Source organism: Bacillus luti, from assembly GCF_009739945.1.
Taxonomy (GTDB): domain Bacteria; phylum Bacillota; class Bacilli; order Bacillales; family Bacillaceae_G; genus Bacillus_A; species Bacillus_A luti.
Genome location: NZ_CP040336.1, coordinates 3,574,930 through 3,590,099, shown reverse-complemented (window position 1 = coordinate 3,590,099; position 15,170 = coordinate 3,574,930). Strand labels below are relative to the sequence as shown.

Annotated in this window: 15 protein-coding genes, 2 other RNA genes and 2 riboswitches; of the genes, 14 read left to right on the top strand and 3 right to left on the bottom strand. The window is 35.6% G+C overall.

All coding sequences use genetic code 11. The features are described 5' to 3' along the window. The first annotated feature begins 373 nt into the window (after nucleotides 1–373). From EUC40_RS18140 to pbuX, 3 genes are all read left to right on the top strand, one after another. On the top strand, nucleotides 374–1,120 hold the full coding sequence (locus tag EUC40_RS18140) for a type I methionyl aminopeptidase (RefSeq protein WP_156576217.1): 747 nt from the start codon (nucleotides 374–376) through the stop codon (nucleotides 1,118–1,120). Nucleotides 1,121–1,236: 116 nt separating this feature from the next. Then, a riboswitch (purine riboswitch) is annotated at nucleotides 1,237–1,338 on the top strand. 106 nt (nucleotides 1,339–1,444) lie between these two features. Further along, complete coding sequence (locus EUC40_RS18135) at nucleotides 1,445–2,038, top strand: xanthine phosphoribosyltransferase (RefSeq protein WP_000866483.1); 594 nt, start codon at nucleotides 1,445–1,447, stop codon at nucleotides 2,036–2,038. Between the two features lie 2 nt (nucleotides 2,039–2,040). Beyond that, complete coding sequence (gene pbuX / locus EUC40_RS18130; RefSeq protein WP_071709743.1) at nucleotides 2,041–3,363, top strand: xanthine permease PbuX; 1,323 nt, start codon at nucleotides 2,041–2,043, stop codon at nucleotides 3,361–3,363. A 15-nt stretch (nucleotides 3,364–3,378) separates the two neighbouring features. Here pbuX and EUC40_RS18125 read toward each other — a convergent pair whose 3' ends face one another. Beyond that, a complete protein-coding gene (locus EUC40_RS18125; protein ID WP_156576216.1) occupies nucleotides 3,379–4,542 on the bottom strand; it encodes a DUF418 domain-containing protein in 1,164 nt (387 codons plus the stop codon). Nucleotides 4,543–4,741: 199 nt separating this feature from the next. Here EUC40_RS18125 and EUC40_RS27020 point away from each other — a divergent pair, with 199 nt between their 5' ends. Together EUC40_RS27020 and EUC40_RS18120 are read left to right on the top strand one after the other, a co-directional pair. Continuing rightward, nucleotides 4,742–4,897: a hypothetical protein gene (locus EUC40_RS27020; RefSeq protein ID WP_166702210.1), complete on the top strand. Its 156-nt coding sequence runs from the start codon at nucleotides 4,742–4,744 to the stop codon at nucleotides 4,895–4,897. A 195-nt stretch (nucleotides 4,898–5,092) separates the two neighbouring features. Continuing rightward, nucleotides 5,093–8,752, top strand: coding sequence for a dynamin family protein (locus EUC40_RS18120; protein ID WP_156576215.1), 3,660 nt, complete (start codon nucleotides 5,093–5,095; stop codon nucleotides 8,750–8,752). A gap of 3 nt (nucleotides 8,753–8,755) precedes the next feature. On the opposite strand, the gene EUC40_RS18115 is transcribed toward EUC40_RS18120, so the two are convergent. After that, a complete protein-coding gene (locus EUC40_RS18115; protein WP_000369735.1) occupies nucleotides 8,756–9,010 on the bottom strand; it encodes a DUF3931 domain-containing protein in 255 nt (84 codons plus the stop codon). Nucleotides 9,011–9,081: 71 nt separating this feature from the next. Between EUC40_RS18115 and EUC40_RS18110 the strand changes: the two genes are divergently transcribed. The 5 genes from EUC40_RS18110 to ssrS (EUC40_RS18090) all read left to right on the top strand — a co-directional run bounded on the left by EUC40_RS18110 (nucleotide 9,082) and on the right by ssrS (EUC40_RS18090) (nucleotide 11,186). Continuing rightward, nucleotides 9,082–9,549 (top strand): GNAT family N-acetyltransferase, encoded by a 468-nt coding sequence (locus EUC40_RS18110; protein ID WP_156576214.1) that lies wholly within the window; start codon nucleotides 9,082–9,084, stop codon nucleotides 9,547–9,549. Between the two features lie 24 nt (nucleotides 9,550–9,573). Beyond that, complete coding sequence (locus tag EUC40_RS18105; RefSeq protein ID WP_000451820.1) at nucleotides 9,574–9,846, top strand: YpbS family protein; 273 nt, start codon at nucleotides 9,574–9,576, stop codon at nucleotides 9,844–9,846. A 2-nt stretch (nucleotides 9,847–9,848) separates the two neighbouring features. Continuing rightward, nucleotides 9,849–10,682, top strand: coding sequence for a sulfurtransferase (locus tag EUC40_RS18100; RefSeq protein ID WP_156576213.1), 834 nt, complete (start codon nucleotides 9,849–9,851; stop codon nucleotides 10,680–10,682). A gap of 116 nt (nucleotides 10,683–10,798) precedes the next feature. After that, a non-coding RNA gene (gene ssrS, locus EUC40_RS18095) (6S RNA) lies at nucleotides 10,799–10,981 on the top strand. Between the two features lie 21 nt (nucleotides 10,982–11,002). Then, a non-coding RNA gene (ssrS, locus tag EUC40_RS18090) (6S RNA) lies at nucleotides 11,003–11,186 on the top strand. Between the two features lie 54 nt (nucleotides 11,187–11,240). On the opposite strand, the gene EUC40_RS18085 is transcribed toward ssrS (EUC40_RS18090), so the two are convergent. Further along, nucleotides 11,241–11,690 (bottom strand): hypothetical protein, encoded by a 450-nt coding sequence (locus EUC40_RS18085; protein ID WP_001235543.1) that lies wholly within the window; start codon nucleotides 11,688–11,690, stop codon nucleotides 11,241–11,243. An 83-nt stretch (nucleotides 11,691–11,773) separates the two neighbouring features. Here EUC40_RS18085 and EUC40_RS18080 point away from each other — a divergent pair, with 83 nt between their 5' ends. From EUC40_RS18080 to EUC40_RS18065, 4 genes are all read left to right on the top strand, one after another. Then, nucleotides 11,774–12,085, top strand: a complete 312-nt coding sequence (locus tag EUC40_RS18080) for a hypothetical protein (RefSeq protein ID WP_000169016.1) — start codon at nucleotides 11,774–11,776, stop codon at nucleotides 12,083–12,085. A 3-nt stretch (nucleotides 12,086–12,088) separates the two neighbouring features. Further along, on the top strand, nucleotides 12,089–13,327 hold the full coding sequence (locus tag EUC40_RS18075) for a glutathionylspermidine synthase family protein (protein ID WP_156576212.1): 1,239 nt from the start codon (nucleotides 12,089–12,091) through the stop codon (nucleotides 13,325–13,327). Continuing rightward, nucleotides 13,320–13,706 carry a DUF350 domain-containing protein gene (locus EUC40_RS18070; RefSeq protein WP_000931540.1) on the top strand — a complete coding sequence of 129 codons (387 nt, stop codon included), beginning with the start codon at nucleotides 13,320–13,322 and terminating at the stop codon, nucleotides 13,704–13,706. Before EUC40_RS18075 ends, EUC40_RS18070 begins: the two co-directional genes overlap by 8 nt. Nucleotides 13,707–13,812: 106 nt before the next feature. After that, nucleotides 13,813–13,976: riboswitch (M-box (ykoK) riboswitch) on the top strand. A gap of 346 nt (nucleotides 13,977–14,322) precedes the next feature. Next, on the top strand, nucleotides 14,323–15,048 hold the full coding sequence (locus tag EUC40_RS18065; RefSeq protein WP_000964965.1) for a P-type ATPase actuator domain-containing protein: 726 nt from the start codon (nucleotides 14,323–14,325) through the stop codon (nucleotides 15,046–15,048). Nucleotides 15,049–15,170 lie beyond the last annotated feature (122 nt).

Sequence of the window (15,170 nt, the reverse complement as noted above, 5' to 3'; positions counted from 1 at the left end):
CTTTGTATGAAAAAATATACGAAAAAAAGACAGATGTATATCTGCCTTTCTCCATGTGGAAAGTGTACTCTTCCGTTGAAGATTATTAAAAATGTGCAGACTAATCCCGTTTACTCTGCTTTATGAAAACAGAGCCTTTGAACATATTAAGTTACTTCGTGTTCAAAGTTTGCTGACGTAGTCTTCCTGCATGCATCATCTTTAATAATCCTCCTTTTAATAGTATAGTAACAATATACTTTGTTTATAAGTAAACATCAATCAAAAGTACTAGATGTAATATTAAAAAAACGAATTTAATAAGAATCTACATTTGAAAAATAGAAAAGTGATGTTTGCTTTTATAATTAGAAGTTTAGTAAGGAGAGGCAGCATGAGCACAATTAAAACGAAAAATGAAATAGATTTAATGCATGAATCTGGAAAATTACTCGCTTCATGTCATAAAGAAATTGCGAAAATGATAAAACCAGGTATTACGACAAAAGAAATTGAAACGTTTGTTGAAGCATATTTAGAAAAGCATGGTGCAACGTCTGAGCAGAAAGGTTACAACGGATATCCATATGCGATATGTGCATCTGTAAACGATGAAATGTGTCATGGATTTCCGGCCGATGTTCCTTTAACTGAGGGCGATATTGTAACAATTGACATGGTAGTAAACTTAAATGGTGGTCTTTCAGATTCCGCTTGGACGTATATAGTTGGAAAAATTTCTGATGAAGCAGAAAGGTTGTTGTTAGTAGCTGAGAATGCTTTGTATAAAGGGATTGATCAGGCTATAATCGGTAATCATGTAGGGGATATTGGTTATGCAATTGAAAGTTATGTAGCCGCTGAAGGATTTTCAGTTGCAAGAGACTTTACGGGGCATGGAATCGGTAAGGAGATTCATGAAGAACCAGCAATTTTTCATTTTGGTAAACCTGGACAAGGACCTAAGCTACAAGAAGGAATGGTAATTACAATTGAGCCGATTGTAAATGTAGGTATGCGATACTCTAAAGTTGATTTAAATGGATGGACTGCAAGAACGATGGACAGAAAATTATCAGCTCAATATGAACATACCATTGCGATTACAAAAGACGGACCAATCATTTTAACGACTCTGTGAGATGAAATGTAAGAGTTTGCAAAACTCGAACGAAAATGATGTTTTTATAAAATTTGTACGTGTTTTATTAAGAAATGCTTTTCAAAGTGTAAAAAGTGCGTTATAATCCTTCTATAAAATAAATAGTTAGCTACACTCATATAATCGCGGGGATATGGCCTGCAAGTTTCTACCGAAGTACCGTAAATACTTTGACTATGAGTGAGGACGAATATATTTGCTTGTTTAGCATTCTTTTTTGCGAAACTCCAAAAGCGCGTCTCTCACTTGTAACGAGTGGTGGCGGCTTTTGGAGTTTTTTATTGCATAAGAGGGGGAACAAACATGAAAGTATTACAAGAAAAGATTTTGAATGAAGGAAAGGTTTTATCTGGTGACGTATTAAAGGTAGATGCATTTTTAAATCATCAAATTGACCCAGTACTTATGCAAGAGATTGGAAAAGAATTTGCTAAACGTTTTAAAGAAGAGAACATTACAAAAATCGTGACGATTGAATCTTCAGGCATTGCACCAGCGGTTATGGCTGCATTAGAGCTTGGTGTAAAAGTAATCTTTGCAAGAAAACGTAAATCGTTAACGTTACAAGATAATATGTATGTTGCAAACGTATATTCATTTACAAAACAAGAAACGAATGAAATTTCATTATCTCGAAATCATATCGATGAAAATGATCGCGTGTTAATCATCGATGACTTTTTAGCAAACGGTCAGGCTGCTTTAGGTTTAATGAGTTTAGTGGAGCAAGCTGGAGCAAGTATTGCAGGGATTGGAATTGTTATTGAAAAAGCATTTCAAGATGGAGGAAAGAAACTTCGTGAACAAGGTGTTCGGGTTGAGTCACTAGCAGAAATTGCATCACTTGATAACGGCACAGTTACATTTGTACAGCAAGAAACTGCGGAGGTGAAATAACGATGAAGCAGCATCCATTTAAAATCGCATCGCTTGGTATGCAGCATATGCTTGCCATGTATGCTGGTGCAATTATCGTTCCTCTTATTGTGGGCGGCGGACTTGGTTTAAATCAAAAAGAGTTAACATATTTAGTATCGATTGACTTATTGATGTGCGGCGTTGCAACGATTTTACAAGCATTATCAAATCGCTTTTTCGGTATTGGACTTCCCGTTGTACTTGGGTGTACATTTACAGCGGTTGGACCGATGATTGCAATTGGGAAACAATACGGTGTGTCTTCTATTTATGGAGCGATTATTGCTGCTGGATTATTCGTTGTTATTTTTGCAAAGCTATTTGGGAAACTTGTAAAGCTTTTCCCGCCTGTTGTAACAGGTTCTGTTGTTACGGTAATTGGAGTTACACTTGTTCCAGCAGCTATTAATGATATGGCTGGAGGAGTAGGAAGTAAGGATTTCGGTAGTCTTGAAAATTTAGCATTAGCATTTGGTGTGTTACTATTTATCATCATTATGTATCGTTTCTTTGACGGGTTTATCCGTTCAATCTCTATTTTACTAGGTCTATTGTTCGGTACAATCGTTGCAGCATTTATGGGGAAAGTAAGCTTGCAAGCGGTTGGAGAAGCGGATTGGTTCCATGGTATTCAGCCATTTTACTTCGGTACACCAACATTTGAATTAACGCCAATTATTACGATGATTCTCGTTGCTTGCGTAGGGATTGTAGAAGCAACAGGTGTTTACTTTGCATTATCTGATATTTGCAATAAAAAGATTGGTGAAAAAGAATTAACAAAAGGTTATCGTGCAGAAGGATTAGCGATGGTGTTAGGTGGTATTTTCAACGCCTTCCCATATACAACATACTCTCAAAACGTAGGGCTTGTTCAATTAACTGGAGTAAGAAATCGCGTTATTATTTACACTTGTGGTGGTATGTTAATCGTTCTTGGATTCATTCCAAAAATCGCAGCTATTACAACAATTATTCCGAAATCAGTACTTGGCGGTGCGATGTTAGCAATGTTCGGTATGGTAATGGCATATGGTATTAAAATGTTAAGTAGCGTTGATTTTGGCAAACAAGAAAACTTATTAATTGTTGCATGTTCTGTCGGAATCGGCCTTGGAGTTACAGTCGTTCCAACGTTATTCTCACAACTTCCTGAAAACATTCGTATTTTAACTGATAACGGAATTGTACTTGGAAGTGCATCAGCAGTATTGTTAAATATTGTGTTTAATATGGTGCCGCAGCGTAAAGTGAAAGTAAAGGATGAACCAGTTCCGATACAAAGTGCGGTAAGAGAAGCGTAAAAAAGCAAGGTCTCGTTATGAGACCTTGCTTTTCTTTTTAAGTGGCATCATTTTCCCGTACGTACCAAGACGCCAAATGTACTCAAGTGGCCCATATTGATAACGTGACAGCCACCAGCGGCTAATAAAGATTTGCAGCGTGTAGAAACCGATGCAAAATAGTGGCCCTACCCATAATGGTGCAAGATAATCATTTTTGAACAATAGTCCGAATACAAGTAATGTAACAATTGTATGTGAGATGTAATTTGTTAACGCCATTCGTCCAACGTATTGGAATGGACGTAATAAGTTTTGCCATTTTTCTTTTTGTAATAAACGCATCAGCGTGAAAATGTAGAAGATGAATAATGTTTTTCCACTTATCATCGTGATACCCATAAGTGAAAACGGCATGTATGGTTGATTATTCATAAAGAAGTAAACCATAATAAACCACATCGGCAATGTTAAAACAAACATAATAATTTGCCATTTCTTTAGTTTTGGATCTAATTCTTTGGCACGGCGGAAAATATCTTTTTTACCGGCATATAATCCGAGTAAAAACAATCCTAGTGTTTCAGGAAGCATAATAAGACTGTTACTTATTGCTTCAGAATAGAAAGAATGAAATCTGTCTGTGATTTGTAAGCCCCAGTTTTCTAACGGCATAATTGCTGTGGAAAGGCCTAACTCTTCTACTGGCACGATTAACATGAGGAGAGAACCTAATAATGAGAACAGTTGCATGAAACTTAATAGTACAATTGACCAAATTAAAATAGTTCGTGGCTCTCTCTTATAAAATAAAAATAAGAAAAAACCAGTAATTGCATAAGTATGTAAAATGTCTCCGTCCCATAAAAGAACGTAATGCAAGAAACCAAATAATAATAAAATAAGCAAGCGACGAACAAATAAAGTTTTTGGGCGATCTGTTTTCGCCTCAGCACGATTCATAAAAATATAAAAACCTAATCCGAATAAAAACGAAAAAATTGTATAAAATTTCGTTTGAATAAACATATCGTAAAATAGGCGAATGTAGCTGTCTATCCCTTCGTAAATTCCTGTAATATCACGTGAGTCAACTCCGGCAATAACGGGCCAGTTAACAAGAAAAATACCTAGTACAGCTATTCCTCTAATAATATCGATGGAGTGTATCCTCTCGCCTTGTGTAAGATTTTGTGTCATTATTTTCCTCCTTGTTAAGTAATTCCCTTTTAGTATACAAAATGTAAGAGGAAGGGGATAGGGGAGATTTCCAATTTTTAAAACTGTTAAGATATGTAGGATGAGATATAATAAGAGTGCACACAAGTTTTAAACTTCTTCAAAACAGGCAGTAAAGCTCCTTTTCCCGAAGGAGCTTTCTTTATGAAAGTTGTTGATAATGATTCTCTTTAATGATAAAATGTATTCAAAAGTGATAATCATTATCAAAAAAGGTTGGTGCATCAGTATGGTATATGCATTAGTAGCAGGTACGGTCGCTGTATATGCAGTTATTGCAAAGTATGTTTTAAATGGAGTAGGAACAGCAAAATGAATGATATGACATAAAATCCCTTTCATCTGTAAAAAGAATGAAAGGGATTTTTTATTTTTTAATGAGAATATGCTGAAAATTTAGTATGATAGTAAAGTGAAACTGTAATGAGTGGGGAGGTTCACCTTTTACTGATTATTAGTTTGCAAATAGCGGGATAAAGTATATACATCTTGGATAAAGGGGAACAAGGGGATGACAAACATAGTACAGACAAACGGTATGAAAAAACTTGTTTGTTTTTATGAAGAGTGGCAAAAACACGGCGATGCAGAGAATAGCTTAAAGTTGTTTGAAGTAATTCAAAAATATAAACAAGAACAGCTTATGATAGCGTTTTGCGGTCACTTCTCTGCAGGGAAATCAACGATGATGAATCATCTATATAAAGCGCAGTTATTACCAACAAGTCCAATTCCGACGAGCGCTAACGTTGTCAAGATTGAAAAAGGAATGGATCGTGTTGTTGTAACGGTTAAATCTGGAGAACAGTATGAGTATGACGGTGCATATTCAGCTGAAGAATTAAAACAAATTTGTAAAGACGGTGATGAGGTAATTGGTGTTCATATTTATCGTAATGATGCGCCAATCCCTGAAGGAGTTATGTTAGTTGATACACCAGGGATTGATTCAACGGATGATGCCCATCAACTAGCAACAGAATCGACACTTCATTTAGCAGACGTTATTTTCTATATGATGGATTATAACCACGTTCAATCGGAAGTGAATTTGCAATTTGTTAAAGAATTGAAACAACGTAATAAAACGGTTTATCTCGTTGTAAACCAAATAGATAAACATAAAGAAAATGAATTATCGTTTGAGAATTATCAGGATAGTGTAAAACAATCGTTCTCTAACTGGGATATTGAAGTAGATGGTGTTTATTATACGTCATTACGAATGATGAACCATCCACATAATGAAATTGGAAACTTAGAAGCTTTAATAACTTCTATTATGGAAGAAAAAGAACAGTATGTAAGAAATGGAATGGAAAGAGAAACAGAATATTTATTGGGAGAACATTTCTCGTTCATTCTTTCTGAAAATGAAAAGCATCTTTTGAAATATGAGGAAGAGTTAGCATCACCGCTTTCGATTGCAGAGGTAGTTGAAAAAAAGGAAGAGCTAACTGAAACTAAAAATCGTGAGGCTGGTAAAGAATCTCATGTGAGAAACGAATTTATAAAAGGTTTGCAAGCTATATTAGATAACGCGTATTTAATGCCATTTGAAATGAGAGAAATGGCAAATGCGTATTTAGAAACGAAATTAACGAAATTTAAAGTTGGTTTGTTATTTGCGAAAGGGAAAACGGAGCAAGAAAAACAGAGACGTTTAGAAGCATTTTATTCTGCTTTGCAAAAGACTGTTGAAACGCAACTTGATTTTCATGTGAAAGAATTTATTGTAGCTTTCTTAAAAGAAGAAGGATTGTTCACAGAGGAAATTGGAAAAGACATATATGCTTTAGAGATTGCTTTTGGACCAGAAATGTTGGCTGAAGTAATTAAACAAGGCGCAGGTTTCACTGGCGATTACTTACTTCTTTATACAGCGGATGTAGCGAATGAACTGAAGAAGCGTTATTTTATAAAAGCACAGCAAATTTTTGATAAGAGTGCGGTAGTTTTAAAACAAAAGGTGAAGGTAGCCGTTGCTCGTATTGAAGAAGAAATTGAAACATACACGATGGTGCAAACGGCGAAAGAAACGCAAGTTCAATACAGTAATGATTTTGAGGAGTATGAGGGTTATTTACAAAACATTTGGCATGATCATATTGCTACACCAGAAGGATTGCAAATAGATGAGATATTACAAAATAAAAAACAAATTGTTAGTGAGAAATTCACCCTACAAGAGCAAGAAGTCATAAGTGGTAATGTAATGGCTCGTGAGGAAGAGCTGAAAGGAACGGCAGTATTAAATATTCAACGTATACTAGAAAAAGTAAAAAAAGCTGAAACACTGTTAGAACCATTGCCTGCACTGAAGCACGTACAGCAAGAGGTAATAGAAAAAAGACGCCGTGTGGAAACGAAACAATTTACAGTAGCATTATTCGGAGCTTTTAGTGCGGGGAAATCATCATTTGCCAACGCGTTGCTAGGTGATAAGGTGCTTCCTGTCTCACCAAATCCGACGACGGCAACGATTAATCAAATTTTGCCGGTCACAGAGGAAAAACCACACGGAACAGTAATTGTTCAGTTTAAATCAAAACAAGCGCTATTAGAAGATATGAAAGCTGTTTATAAGCTGTTTCATTATGAAATTACTACGTTAGATGAAGCGTTATCGCAAATCGAAAAAGTTATAAAATATCCGTCACCAAGCGGGAAGCAAAAAACAACATTTAGCTTTTTACGAGCGGTACAAAAAGGATATGATGCAGTTTCTACTCATTTAGGGGAACAAGTACAAGTTACATTAGAAGAGTTCTCTGATTATGTAGCGAATGAGGAAAAATCATGTTTTGTTGAGTATATGGAGCTTTATTATGATTGTGCTTTAACAAGGCAGGGGGTAGCGCTTGTAGATACGCCAGGAGCGGATTCTATTAACGCACGTCATACGGACGTTGCCTTCCAATACATTAAAAATGCAGATGCTATTTTATTTGTAACATATTATAACCATGTGTTTTCACGTGCTGACCGTGAATTTTTAATTCAGCTTGGTCGTGTAAAGGATACTTTTGCACTTGATAAAATGTTCTTCTTAATTAATGCTGCTGATTTAGCACAGTCTGAGGAAGAACTTGAAATGGTAAAAGGTTACATCGCAGATCAGTTACTGCAATACGGTATTAGAAATCCGCGTTTATTTGCAATTTCAAGTTTATGTGCGCTTGAAGAGAAACAAGGAAAGAATATAGAAAAAGAGAAGTACGGTATTTTACAAAACTCTGGGATTGCTAAGTTTGAAGAATCGTTCACGTCATTTATGATGAGAGATTTAATGCTTGTGTCTGTGCATGCTCTATATGGCGCATTACAAGGAGCGAATCACCTTCTTGGCAATATGATAAACGGTGCAAAGCAGGGGAATGATGAAAAAGAGAAGCAAACAAAAAAATATGAAGCAGAGCGTGATCAGCTACTTCATATCATTTCATCATATAGCGTGCTAGCTGAAGAACAAGCGATGCAAAATGAAGTGAAAGAATTACTTTATTACGTGCAACAACGCTTATTCCTACGCTATAATGATGTGTTTACTGAATTTATTAATCCAGCGTCACTTCGAACAGATGGAAATGTAAAAGTGCAGTTACAACAGTGCGTTATGGAATTAGTAGCATTCATTCAGCATGATTTATTACAAGAAATGCGTGCGACATCATTACGCCTTGAAAAGTGGATAGATGAAGCGATGAAGCGTGCAAAGAATGAAATTGTAGTGAACTGCAAAGTAGAAAATGAATCAATTTCTATGAGTGGAACAGTGGAGTATGAATATAAAGATATTACACATAAAGAACCGTTCCCTTCAGTTGAAATAAAAGATTTCAAAAAAGCACTAGCACATTTCAAAAATGAGAAAAGCTTTTTTGAAAAAAATGATAAAGCTCTTATGCAAGAGGATGCAAAATTGGTATTAGAACCGTTCGTATCAAACTATGTAGCTGATGAAAAAGATTTATTTGTTCATCATTATAAGCAAGAGTGGGATGTAAAATGGAACTTATTCCAAACAGTGATGCAGCAAGATATAATGAATTATTATGAAAGTATATTATTTGCATTGGCTGAAACGATTGATGTATCACTATATGAACAAAGTAAAGAACAACTGCAAAACCAGTTAGTAGAAATTGAAAAAGAAATTTATGTTAAATAATTGTTATGAGAAAAATATTCGTTCAATTTTCTTTTGTAGTACAGTATCTAAAGATTTTACAAACCCTGCAAATTCATCAGTAGAAATCATATGAGTAAGAACGAGTCGTCTGCCGTCTGGTGTTTCACCGCATAAGACGAATGAAGAAAATTCATATGTTTTGTTTTCTACTACTAATTTTGGATAGGAATACGAGTCGCTTTTCTTCTTCTTTCCATCAATAGAGATGACGTTGCACTTTTTCTCATTGTTGTCCATGGTGAATCCCTCCTTTCTATTACTTATGGTAGACAAGGAGGGTTTAGAACAATAGAGAAGGGGGAATTTTGATGCCTGTTGTAATAGAGAATATCTCAAAAGAAGCTATACCGAAATCCTTATTGTTACTTGCCGATCCGAGTGAACGGCAAATTAATACATATGTGCAAAGAGGATTAACATATGTAGCTAAGCAAGAGGACCGAGTTGTCGGTGTATATGTTCTTTTGGAAACAAGGCCGAAGACGATGGAAATTATGAATATTGCGGTTGTAGAGTATATGCAAGGTAAAGGTATTGGAAAGAAGCTATTGAAGCATGCTGTAGAAACTGCTAAAGGATATGGTATGTCTAAACTTGAAGTTGGTACGGGTAATTCTAGTGTTTCACAGCTTGCCTTATATCAAAAATGCGGATTTCGTATTTTTTCTATTGATTTTGATTACTTTTCGAAGCATTATGAAGAAGAGATTATTGAAAATGGGATTGTATGTCGCGATATGATTCGGCTTGCAATGGAATTGAATGAGAAAGTATAACTTATTTATTAGGGGGAAGAGAAGATGGAAGTACATAAAGCAATTACAGCACATTCTCGTAAACAAAATGAAAGTGTAAAAGCATGTTTACAATTAGATGCGCAGCGTGAAGCAGCTATTGAAGCAGCCGTATCTCTTGCGTCAAATGGGAAAGAATTTTCGGTTGATGTCATTAATGTTGTAACAAAGCAAATTAATGATCTTGCAAAAAATGGTGTTACACTACAGCGTAAATATGTTACAGAAGAAATGGTTATGGAGTATGTAAGTCGTTTGCAAGAGAAAGAAGGTCGTTAAAGATGATTGTTACAGTCGAATGGTTACGTGAGCATATAGAAGATGAGAACGTCCGTATAATCGATTGTCGGTTTGATTTAGCGAATCCTAATTGGGGTAGAGAAAAGTATGAGGAAGAACATATTCCTCATGCGTTATATTTTGATTTAAATTTAGATTTATCAAGTCCTGTAACAGAACATGGCGGCCGTCATCCATTACCGAATATTGAAGAGTTTGCAGACAAGCTTTCGCAAGCTGGTATTGATGAACATACGACAGTAATTGCGTATGACAGTCAAGCTGGCGCAAATGCTTCTCGTTTATGGTGGTTACTCCGTTATGTAGGACATGAGAAAGTATATATATTAGACGGTGGATTTCCTGCTTGGAAAGAGAATGGATTATATATAACAGCGGAAGTACCTGTTGTTATACGAAAAACATTCAGAGCAAATATACAAGACCATATGCTTGTATCGATGGAAACGGTCAGAGAAAATATCCATGCAGGTATAGATGTTACGTTAATTGATTCTAGAGAACCGAGACGTTATGCTGGTGTAGAGGAACTTGTTGACCATACAGCGGGACATATTCCGACAGCAGTAAACTATTTTTGGAAGGATGGAGTGCTAGAATCAGGACACTTTAAAAATGAAGCTGAGCAACAAGATCGATTCCAAAACCTTTCGAAAGATAAGGAAACAATAGTGTATTGTGGTTCTGGCGTTACAGCGTGCCCCAATATCCTTGCACTGAAAGTAGCTGGATTCAAAAATGTGAAATTGTATGCAGGTAGCTGGAGTGATTGGATTTCTTATCCAGAAAATCAAATTGCAAAAGAAGAAGATTAATCACTTGCATGCGAAAAAAATTTGTATTAAAATAAGGTCACAAGCAAGAGATTGCTCGAAAAAGATTGTATTTTACACATTGGAAACAATGTGATAATATAACGACAAGTAAATAATACATCCTGCGGTGTACGTAACTTATTTATGTCTAAAACCGATGTTAGTTATACGGAAGCTCAATATTTAGCGACCATCATCAAGCCTTCCTTGTGGAGGAAGATGTACGGTAACTGTGAGGGCATCCACCTGCGAGTAGCGGGTTTTTGGACATTTACGAGGAGCGGCACGTGCGGGGGTCTTATTTCAACTAAACTTATATACAATTCCTACGGTGTACGTAGCTTATGCATGTCTTAAACCAATAAGTTTAATACGGAAGTTCAATATTTAAATGTAGCTAACAGGCCATCTTTTTAAGAGGGAAGTTACAAACATTTGTGAGAGCATCCACCTGTGAGAGCAGGTTTATGGACATCTAGAGAGAACGGCATATGTGGGGCTATATAAAAACCTTACGTTTTATACGTAAGGTTTTTTTGTTGCATAAAAATGTCGATATTATCTGGATTCACCTGTGAAGTTTCCATAATAAATATAGCACTTTCTGTCTTCATCGATCTCTCTTGAATCTAAGGCGAACTCCATATGTATGCCGTCTCGCTGAATATATATAATATCTGAATGAAGGGATGGTAAAAGTTCTTCATAGTTCCATACATCTTTACTATCAACTATGCTTGAGCTCGTTTCTCTGAGCTCTCTAATTTCAAAACCTATATGGGAGTATGTAGGATCTGAAGGATCATTTGCAAAAACTTCTTTTTGAATATATATAACTGCCGTTCCATCTGGATCTACTGAAGTTGCAGTAACAACATATGTATTTTTCTCTTTTATAAAATATTCACAAGTCATGCGTGCGATGATTTCAGAGTTAGAAATATTTGCGTAGTTCCATAAAGCAGGGTACCCGTTTGTTTCATCGTTGAGCCGATATTCTAAGCGCATTCTATCCCTCTTCTTCCTTTTTCTTCTACTTTATCATGGCTTCTTATATAATAGAAATATATTTTATAAAGGGGAGTGCGAAGGTGACAAAAACGAAATGGCTAGTAGGCGGTGTGTTAACGTCTTTAATGACGGGCACCTTATTTGGCTGCGCACAAGATGTTCCCCCCGAACCGAATGATAATAGTTGTTCAGATTGGGATTGGGATGATGAACTTGGGGTATGGCAGTGTGATGATAGTAGTTCAGGTTATCGAGGACATTACTTTTATGGGGGAACATACTATAAAAATAAATCCACTTTCAAAAATTCATCAGCGTTTAAGTCGTATCAATCGTCTGCGGAGTTTAAAGGGGGAATTGGAAGTGGTTCGAAGGGTGGATTCGGAGGATAAAATATGTCGCAATACATAAAGAAACGAAAAGAATTTTATGTGAAATATCCGAATTTTTGGTCGGATTTATATGAGAGTGAGTATAGTTTGTTTCATGTTTTTTCAATAACAGAAAAAGCTGTGAAACAAATACAATTAGCAACTGAACGAATGGGGAAAATATTTTTTAAGACTGCTAGAATTCTTCGGAGTTTATCTGATGAGCAACTTCTAGAGTTTGGTTTTCCACCTGCAAGCCTACCTTTTATTAGAATAAAAGGGCTGTATCCTGAATCTGTTATTTCACGATTTGATTTCGTCTTAACGGGCGATAACCAAATTAAAATGCTTGAATTTAACAGCGATACACCAACTTTTATTATGGAGTGCTTTCAAATGAATGGGGAAATTTGTGAAGAATTAGGCTATGATGATCCAAACTTGGGTCAAGAACGATTACTTTCTTCTGGTGTTACAAAAGCCGTAATGGAAGCAATAAAGGGAATAGACAATCCAAATGTTGTTTTTACAGCACATCACGAACATATAGAGGATTGGAATACGACGGTGTATTTGAGTCAGCTATGCCATGTTGAAAATAAAGTAGTGCCGATGTCAGAACTTAGAATTACAAAGGATGCTTTAGTGGATAGGGATGGAGTGCAGATTGATGTTTTATATCGCCAAACATATCCGATAGAAGATTTAGTTGAGGATCAAGATCCTGAAACAGGAGATTTAGTAGGTGTGGAACTGCTGCAACTTGTAAAAGCGGGAAAGCTTTTTATTATAAATCCTTTGTCAGCATTTTTACTTCAGCCAAAATCAATTCAGTGTCTTATTTGGGGATTAGCAGAAGCAGGGGCTTTTTATACACGTGAGGAACAACAGTGGATTAAAGAATATATGTTACCTACATATTTAGAACCAGATTTATTTTTAGGAAAAGGTTCTTTCGTTCAAAAGCCTTCATTTGGTAGAGAAGGAGACACAATTACGATTCGTGATAAGGAAAAAAATATTATGATTCAAAATGTACATCAAACATATAAATCGTCACTTCCGATATTTCAAAAATATACAGAACTTCCAGTCATATTTTTAGAAACTGAAAAAGGGATGGAGAAATTATCGTATGTGTTTGGTTCGTTTTTAATCGCTGGAAAAGCGAGTAGTATCGGTATTCGCGCTGGGGAAAAAATTACGGGGAATGAATCGTACTATTTACCAATAGGTATGAAAAAGGAGGAAAAAAATGCTTAATTTTTTATTATATTTAGCAGTAACACTCGGACTTTTAGGAATTGGTCTTTTTTTGATGGAAGTGACAACGAAAGTAAAGGAATTTAAGTTAATGGCTCAAGGAAATAAGGCGGTAAGCTATGTGCTTGGAGGAAGATTACTTGGGCTAGCAATTGTTTTATATTCGACAGCAGCTAATTCCATTTCACTGCTTGATATGGTTTCATGGGGAGCAGTTGGGATCTTGGCTCAAATTATTGTCTTTTATTTAGCTGAGTGGCTTACACCACGCTTTAATATAAACAAAAGCCTCGAAGAAGATAATCAAGCAGTCGGCCTTTTTCTTATGTTTTTATCGCTTGCAATTGGGATTGTAATTGCGGGTTGTATAACGTATTAAAAATTTTACGTTAGTTTATATGTAGTTTCATCATCCCTTTCGAAAAAATTATAGGCTACTGTTGACATCTATTTTAAATAAGAGTAACATTTTCTATGTAATGAAAATAAGTCTCTGTTAGGTGAGGCTCCTGTATAGAGAAATGCTACTGCCCAAAAATGTCGAGAGACGCCAATGGGTCAACAGGAATGATCGAATTAAGGTTTTTCTTAACGTAGCTGGTAATGTACCTATGCTATACAGTGCTAAAACTCGACGAGGGAGAGGTCTGTAGATTTCTAATGATATTAGAAATCGCTTATTTGTGTATGTAAAGACCCCTACTCTCTTAAGAGTAGGGGTCTTTTTTGTTACCAATCTATGAGTAATTTCATAGTATAAACTATAAAAATAAACGAGGAGGTGAGGAGCATGTCGAATTCTGACTCGGTTCCGTTACCCATATACTTCAAATCAAAAATATATGATGTAGGCAGGAAACGACTTGTTCCTCCCTCTATATTTATCATAATGTAGCGTTTATTTACATATTTAAGCGCTAAACACTTTCACGATAAAGTGGATAAATTGAGAAACAAAGCGTTTCTTCCTATGTTGTAAAGGAGGAGACGATAATATGTTATATGCAAACAAAACTGTGGGTAACACATCATATAAACTAAGTAAAAAATCAATGAAAGAACAAACAATGCTTCAAAAAAATAAAGATTTATTAATTGAAATCGCAACAAGAGATGTGAAATCTGTATTTGCGTATTTTAAAACAACTCGAGACGGCCTATCCATGAAAGAAGCACAAAAACGTATTCAAGTATACGGTCGAAATGAATTGATTTCAAAAAGAGCACGTATTGCAGAAGTAATGATAAAGCTAAGTGGAATGATTCCAGGTCTTTCAAAACAACATGTGCGTGATGGATTACAATGTGAAAAAATTACTGTGTCTCGAGTAGAATGTTCAAGTGTAACAGGTTTAAATGGTGAATTGAAAATGATGAATTTGCCAGTACAAGAGCTTGTTCCTGGCGATATGATTTTTCTTTCAGAAGGTGATACAGTACCAGCAGATGTACGTATCATTTATGCGAATGATTTATTAGTAAATGAATCTGTGCTAACAGGAAATGATGCAAGTGTTGAGAAATTTGAAAGTTGCTATCATCTTGAGCGTAAGCGATTTATTCCTTTAAAACGAATGAAAGACTACAATCCACTTGAACTTGAAAACGTGTGTTTCAAAGGGACATATATTGTTGGTGGAAATGCAAAGGCTGTAGTTGTTTCGACTGGGAAAAATACGTATGCAGGAATTCTTCATACTTGTTGTAGTAGAACGTCTTAATGTGTAAATGATGCTAAATATACAAAAACAATGTATAATAGACAAAGTTGAACAACGTAGAATGGTAATCTATTTATATAACCTTACGTCATAACGTGGGGTTATTATTTTTTGGTAGGAGA

What these genes read in the sequence shown, in the direction of transcription:
- EUC40_RS18135 (WP_000866483.1), top strand. Translation starts at nt 1,445, where the DNA reads ATGAAAGTATTACAAGAAAAGATTTTGAATGAAGGAAAGGTTTTATCT.
- EUC40_RS18100 (WP_156576213.1), top strand. Translation starts at nt 9,849, where the DNA reads ATGATTGTTACAGTCGAATGGTTACGTGAGCATATAGAAGATGAGAAC.
- EUC40_RS18125 (WP_156576216.1), bottom strand. Translation starts at nt 4,542, where the DNA reads ATGACACAAAATCTTACACAAGGCGAGAGGATACACTCCATCGATATT.
- EUC40_RS18070 (WP_000931540.1), top strand. Translation starts at nt 13,320, where the DNA reads ATGCTTAATTTTTTATTATATTTAGCAGTAACACTCGGACTTTTAGGA.
- EUC40_RS18120 (WP_156576215.1), top strand. Translation starts at nt 5,093, where the DNA reads ATGACAAACATAGTACAGACAAACGGTATGAAAAAACTTGTTTGTTTT.
- EUC40_RS27020 (WP_166702210.1), top strand. Translation starts at nt 4,742, where the DNA reads ATGATTCTCTTTAATGATAAAATGTATTCAAAAGTGATAATCATTATC.
- EUC40_RS18075 (WP_156576212.1), top strand. Translation starts at nt 12,089, where the DNA reads ATGTCGCAATACATAAAGAAACGAAAAGAATTTTATGTGAAATATCCG.
- EUC40_RS18085 (WP_001235543.1), bottom strand. Translation starts at nt 11,690, where the DNA reads ATGCGCTTAGAATATCGGCTCAACGATGAAACAAACGGGTACCCTGCT.
- EUC40_RS18065 (WP_000964965.1), top strand. Translation starts at nt 14,323, where the DNA reads ATGTTATATGCAAACAAAACTGTGGGTAACACATCATATAAACTAAGT.
- EUC40_RS18105 (WP_000451820.1), top strand. Translation starts at nt 9,574, where the DNA reads ATGGAAGTACATAAAGCAATTACAGCACATTCTCGTAAACAAAATGAA.
- EUC40_RS18115 (WP_000369735.1), bottom strand. Translation starts at nt 9,010, where the DNA reads ATGGACAACAATGAGAAAAAGTGCAACGTCATCTCTATTGATGGAAAG.
- EUC40_RS18110 (WP_156576214.1), top strand. Translation starts at nt 9,082, where the DNA reads ATGCCTGTTGTAATAGAGAATATCTCAAAAGAAGCTATACCGAAATCC.
- pbuX (WP_071709743.1), top strand. Translation starts at nt 2,041, where the DNA reads ATGAAGCAGCATCCATTTAAAATCGCATCGCTTGGTATGCAGCATATG.
- EUC40_RS18140 (WP_156576217.1), top strand. Translation starts at nt 374, where the DNA reads ATGAGCACAATTAAAACGAAAAATGAAATAGATTTAATGCATGAATCT.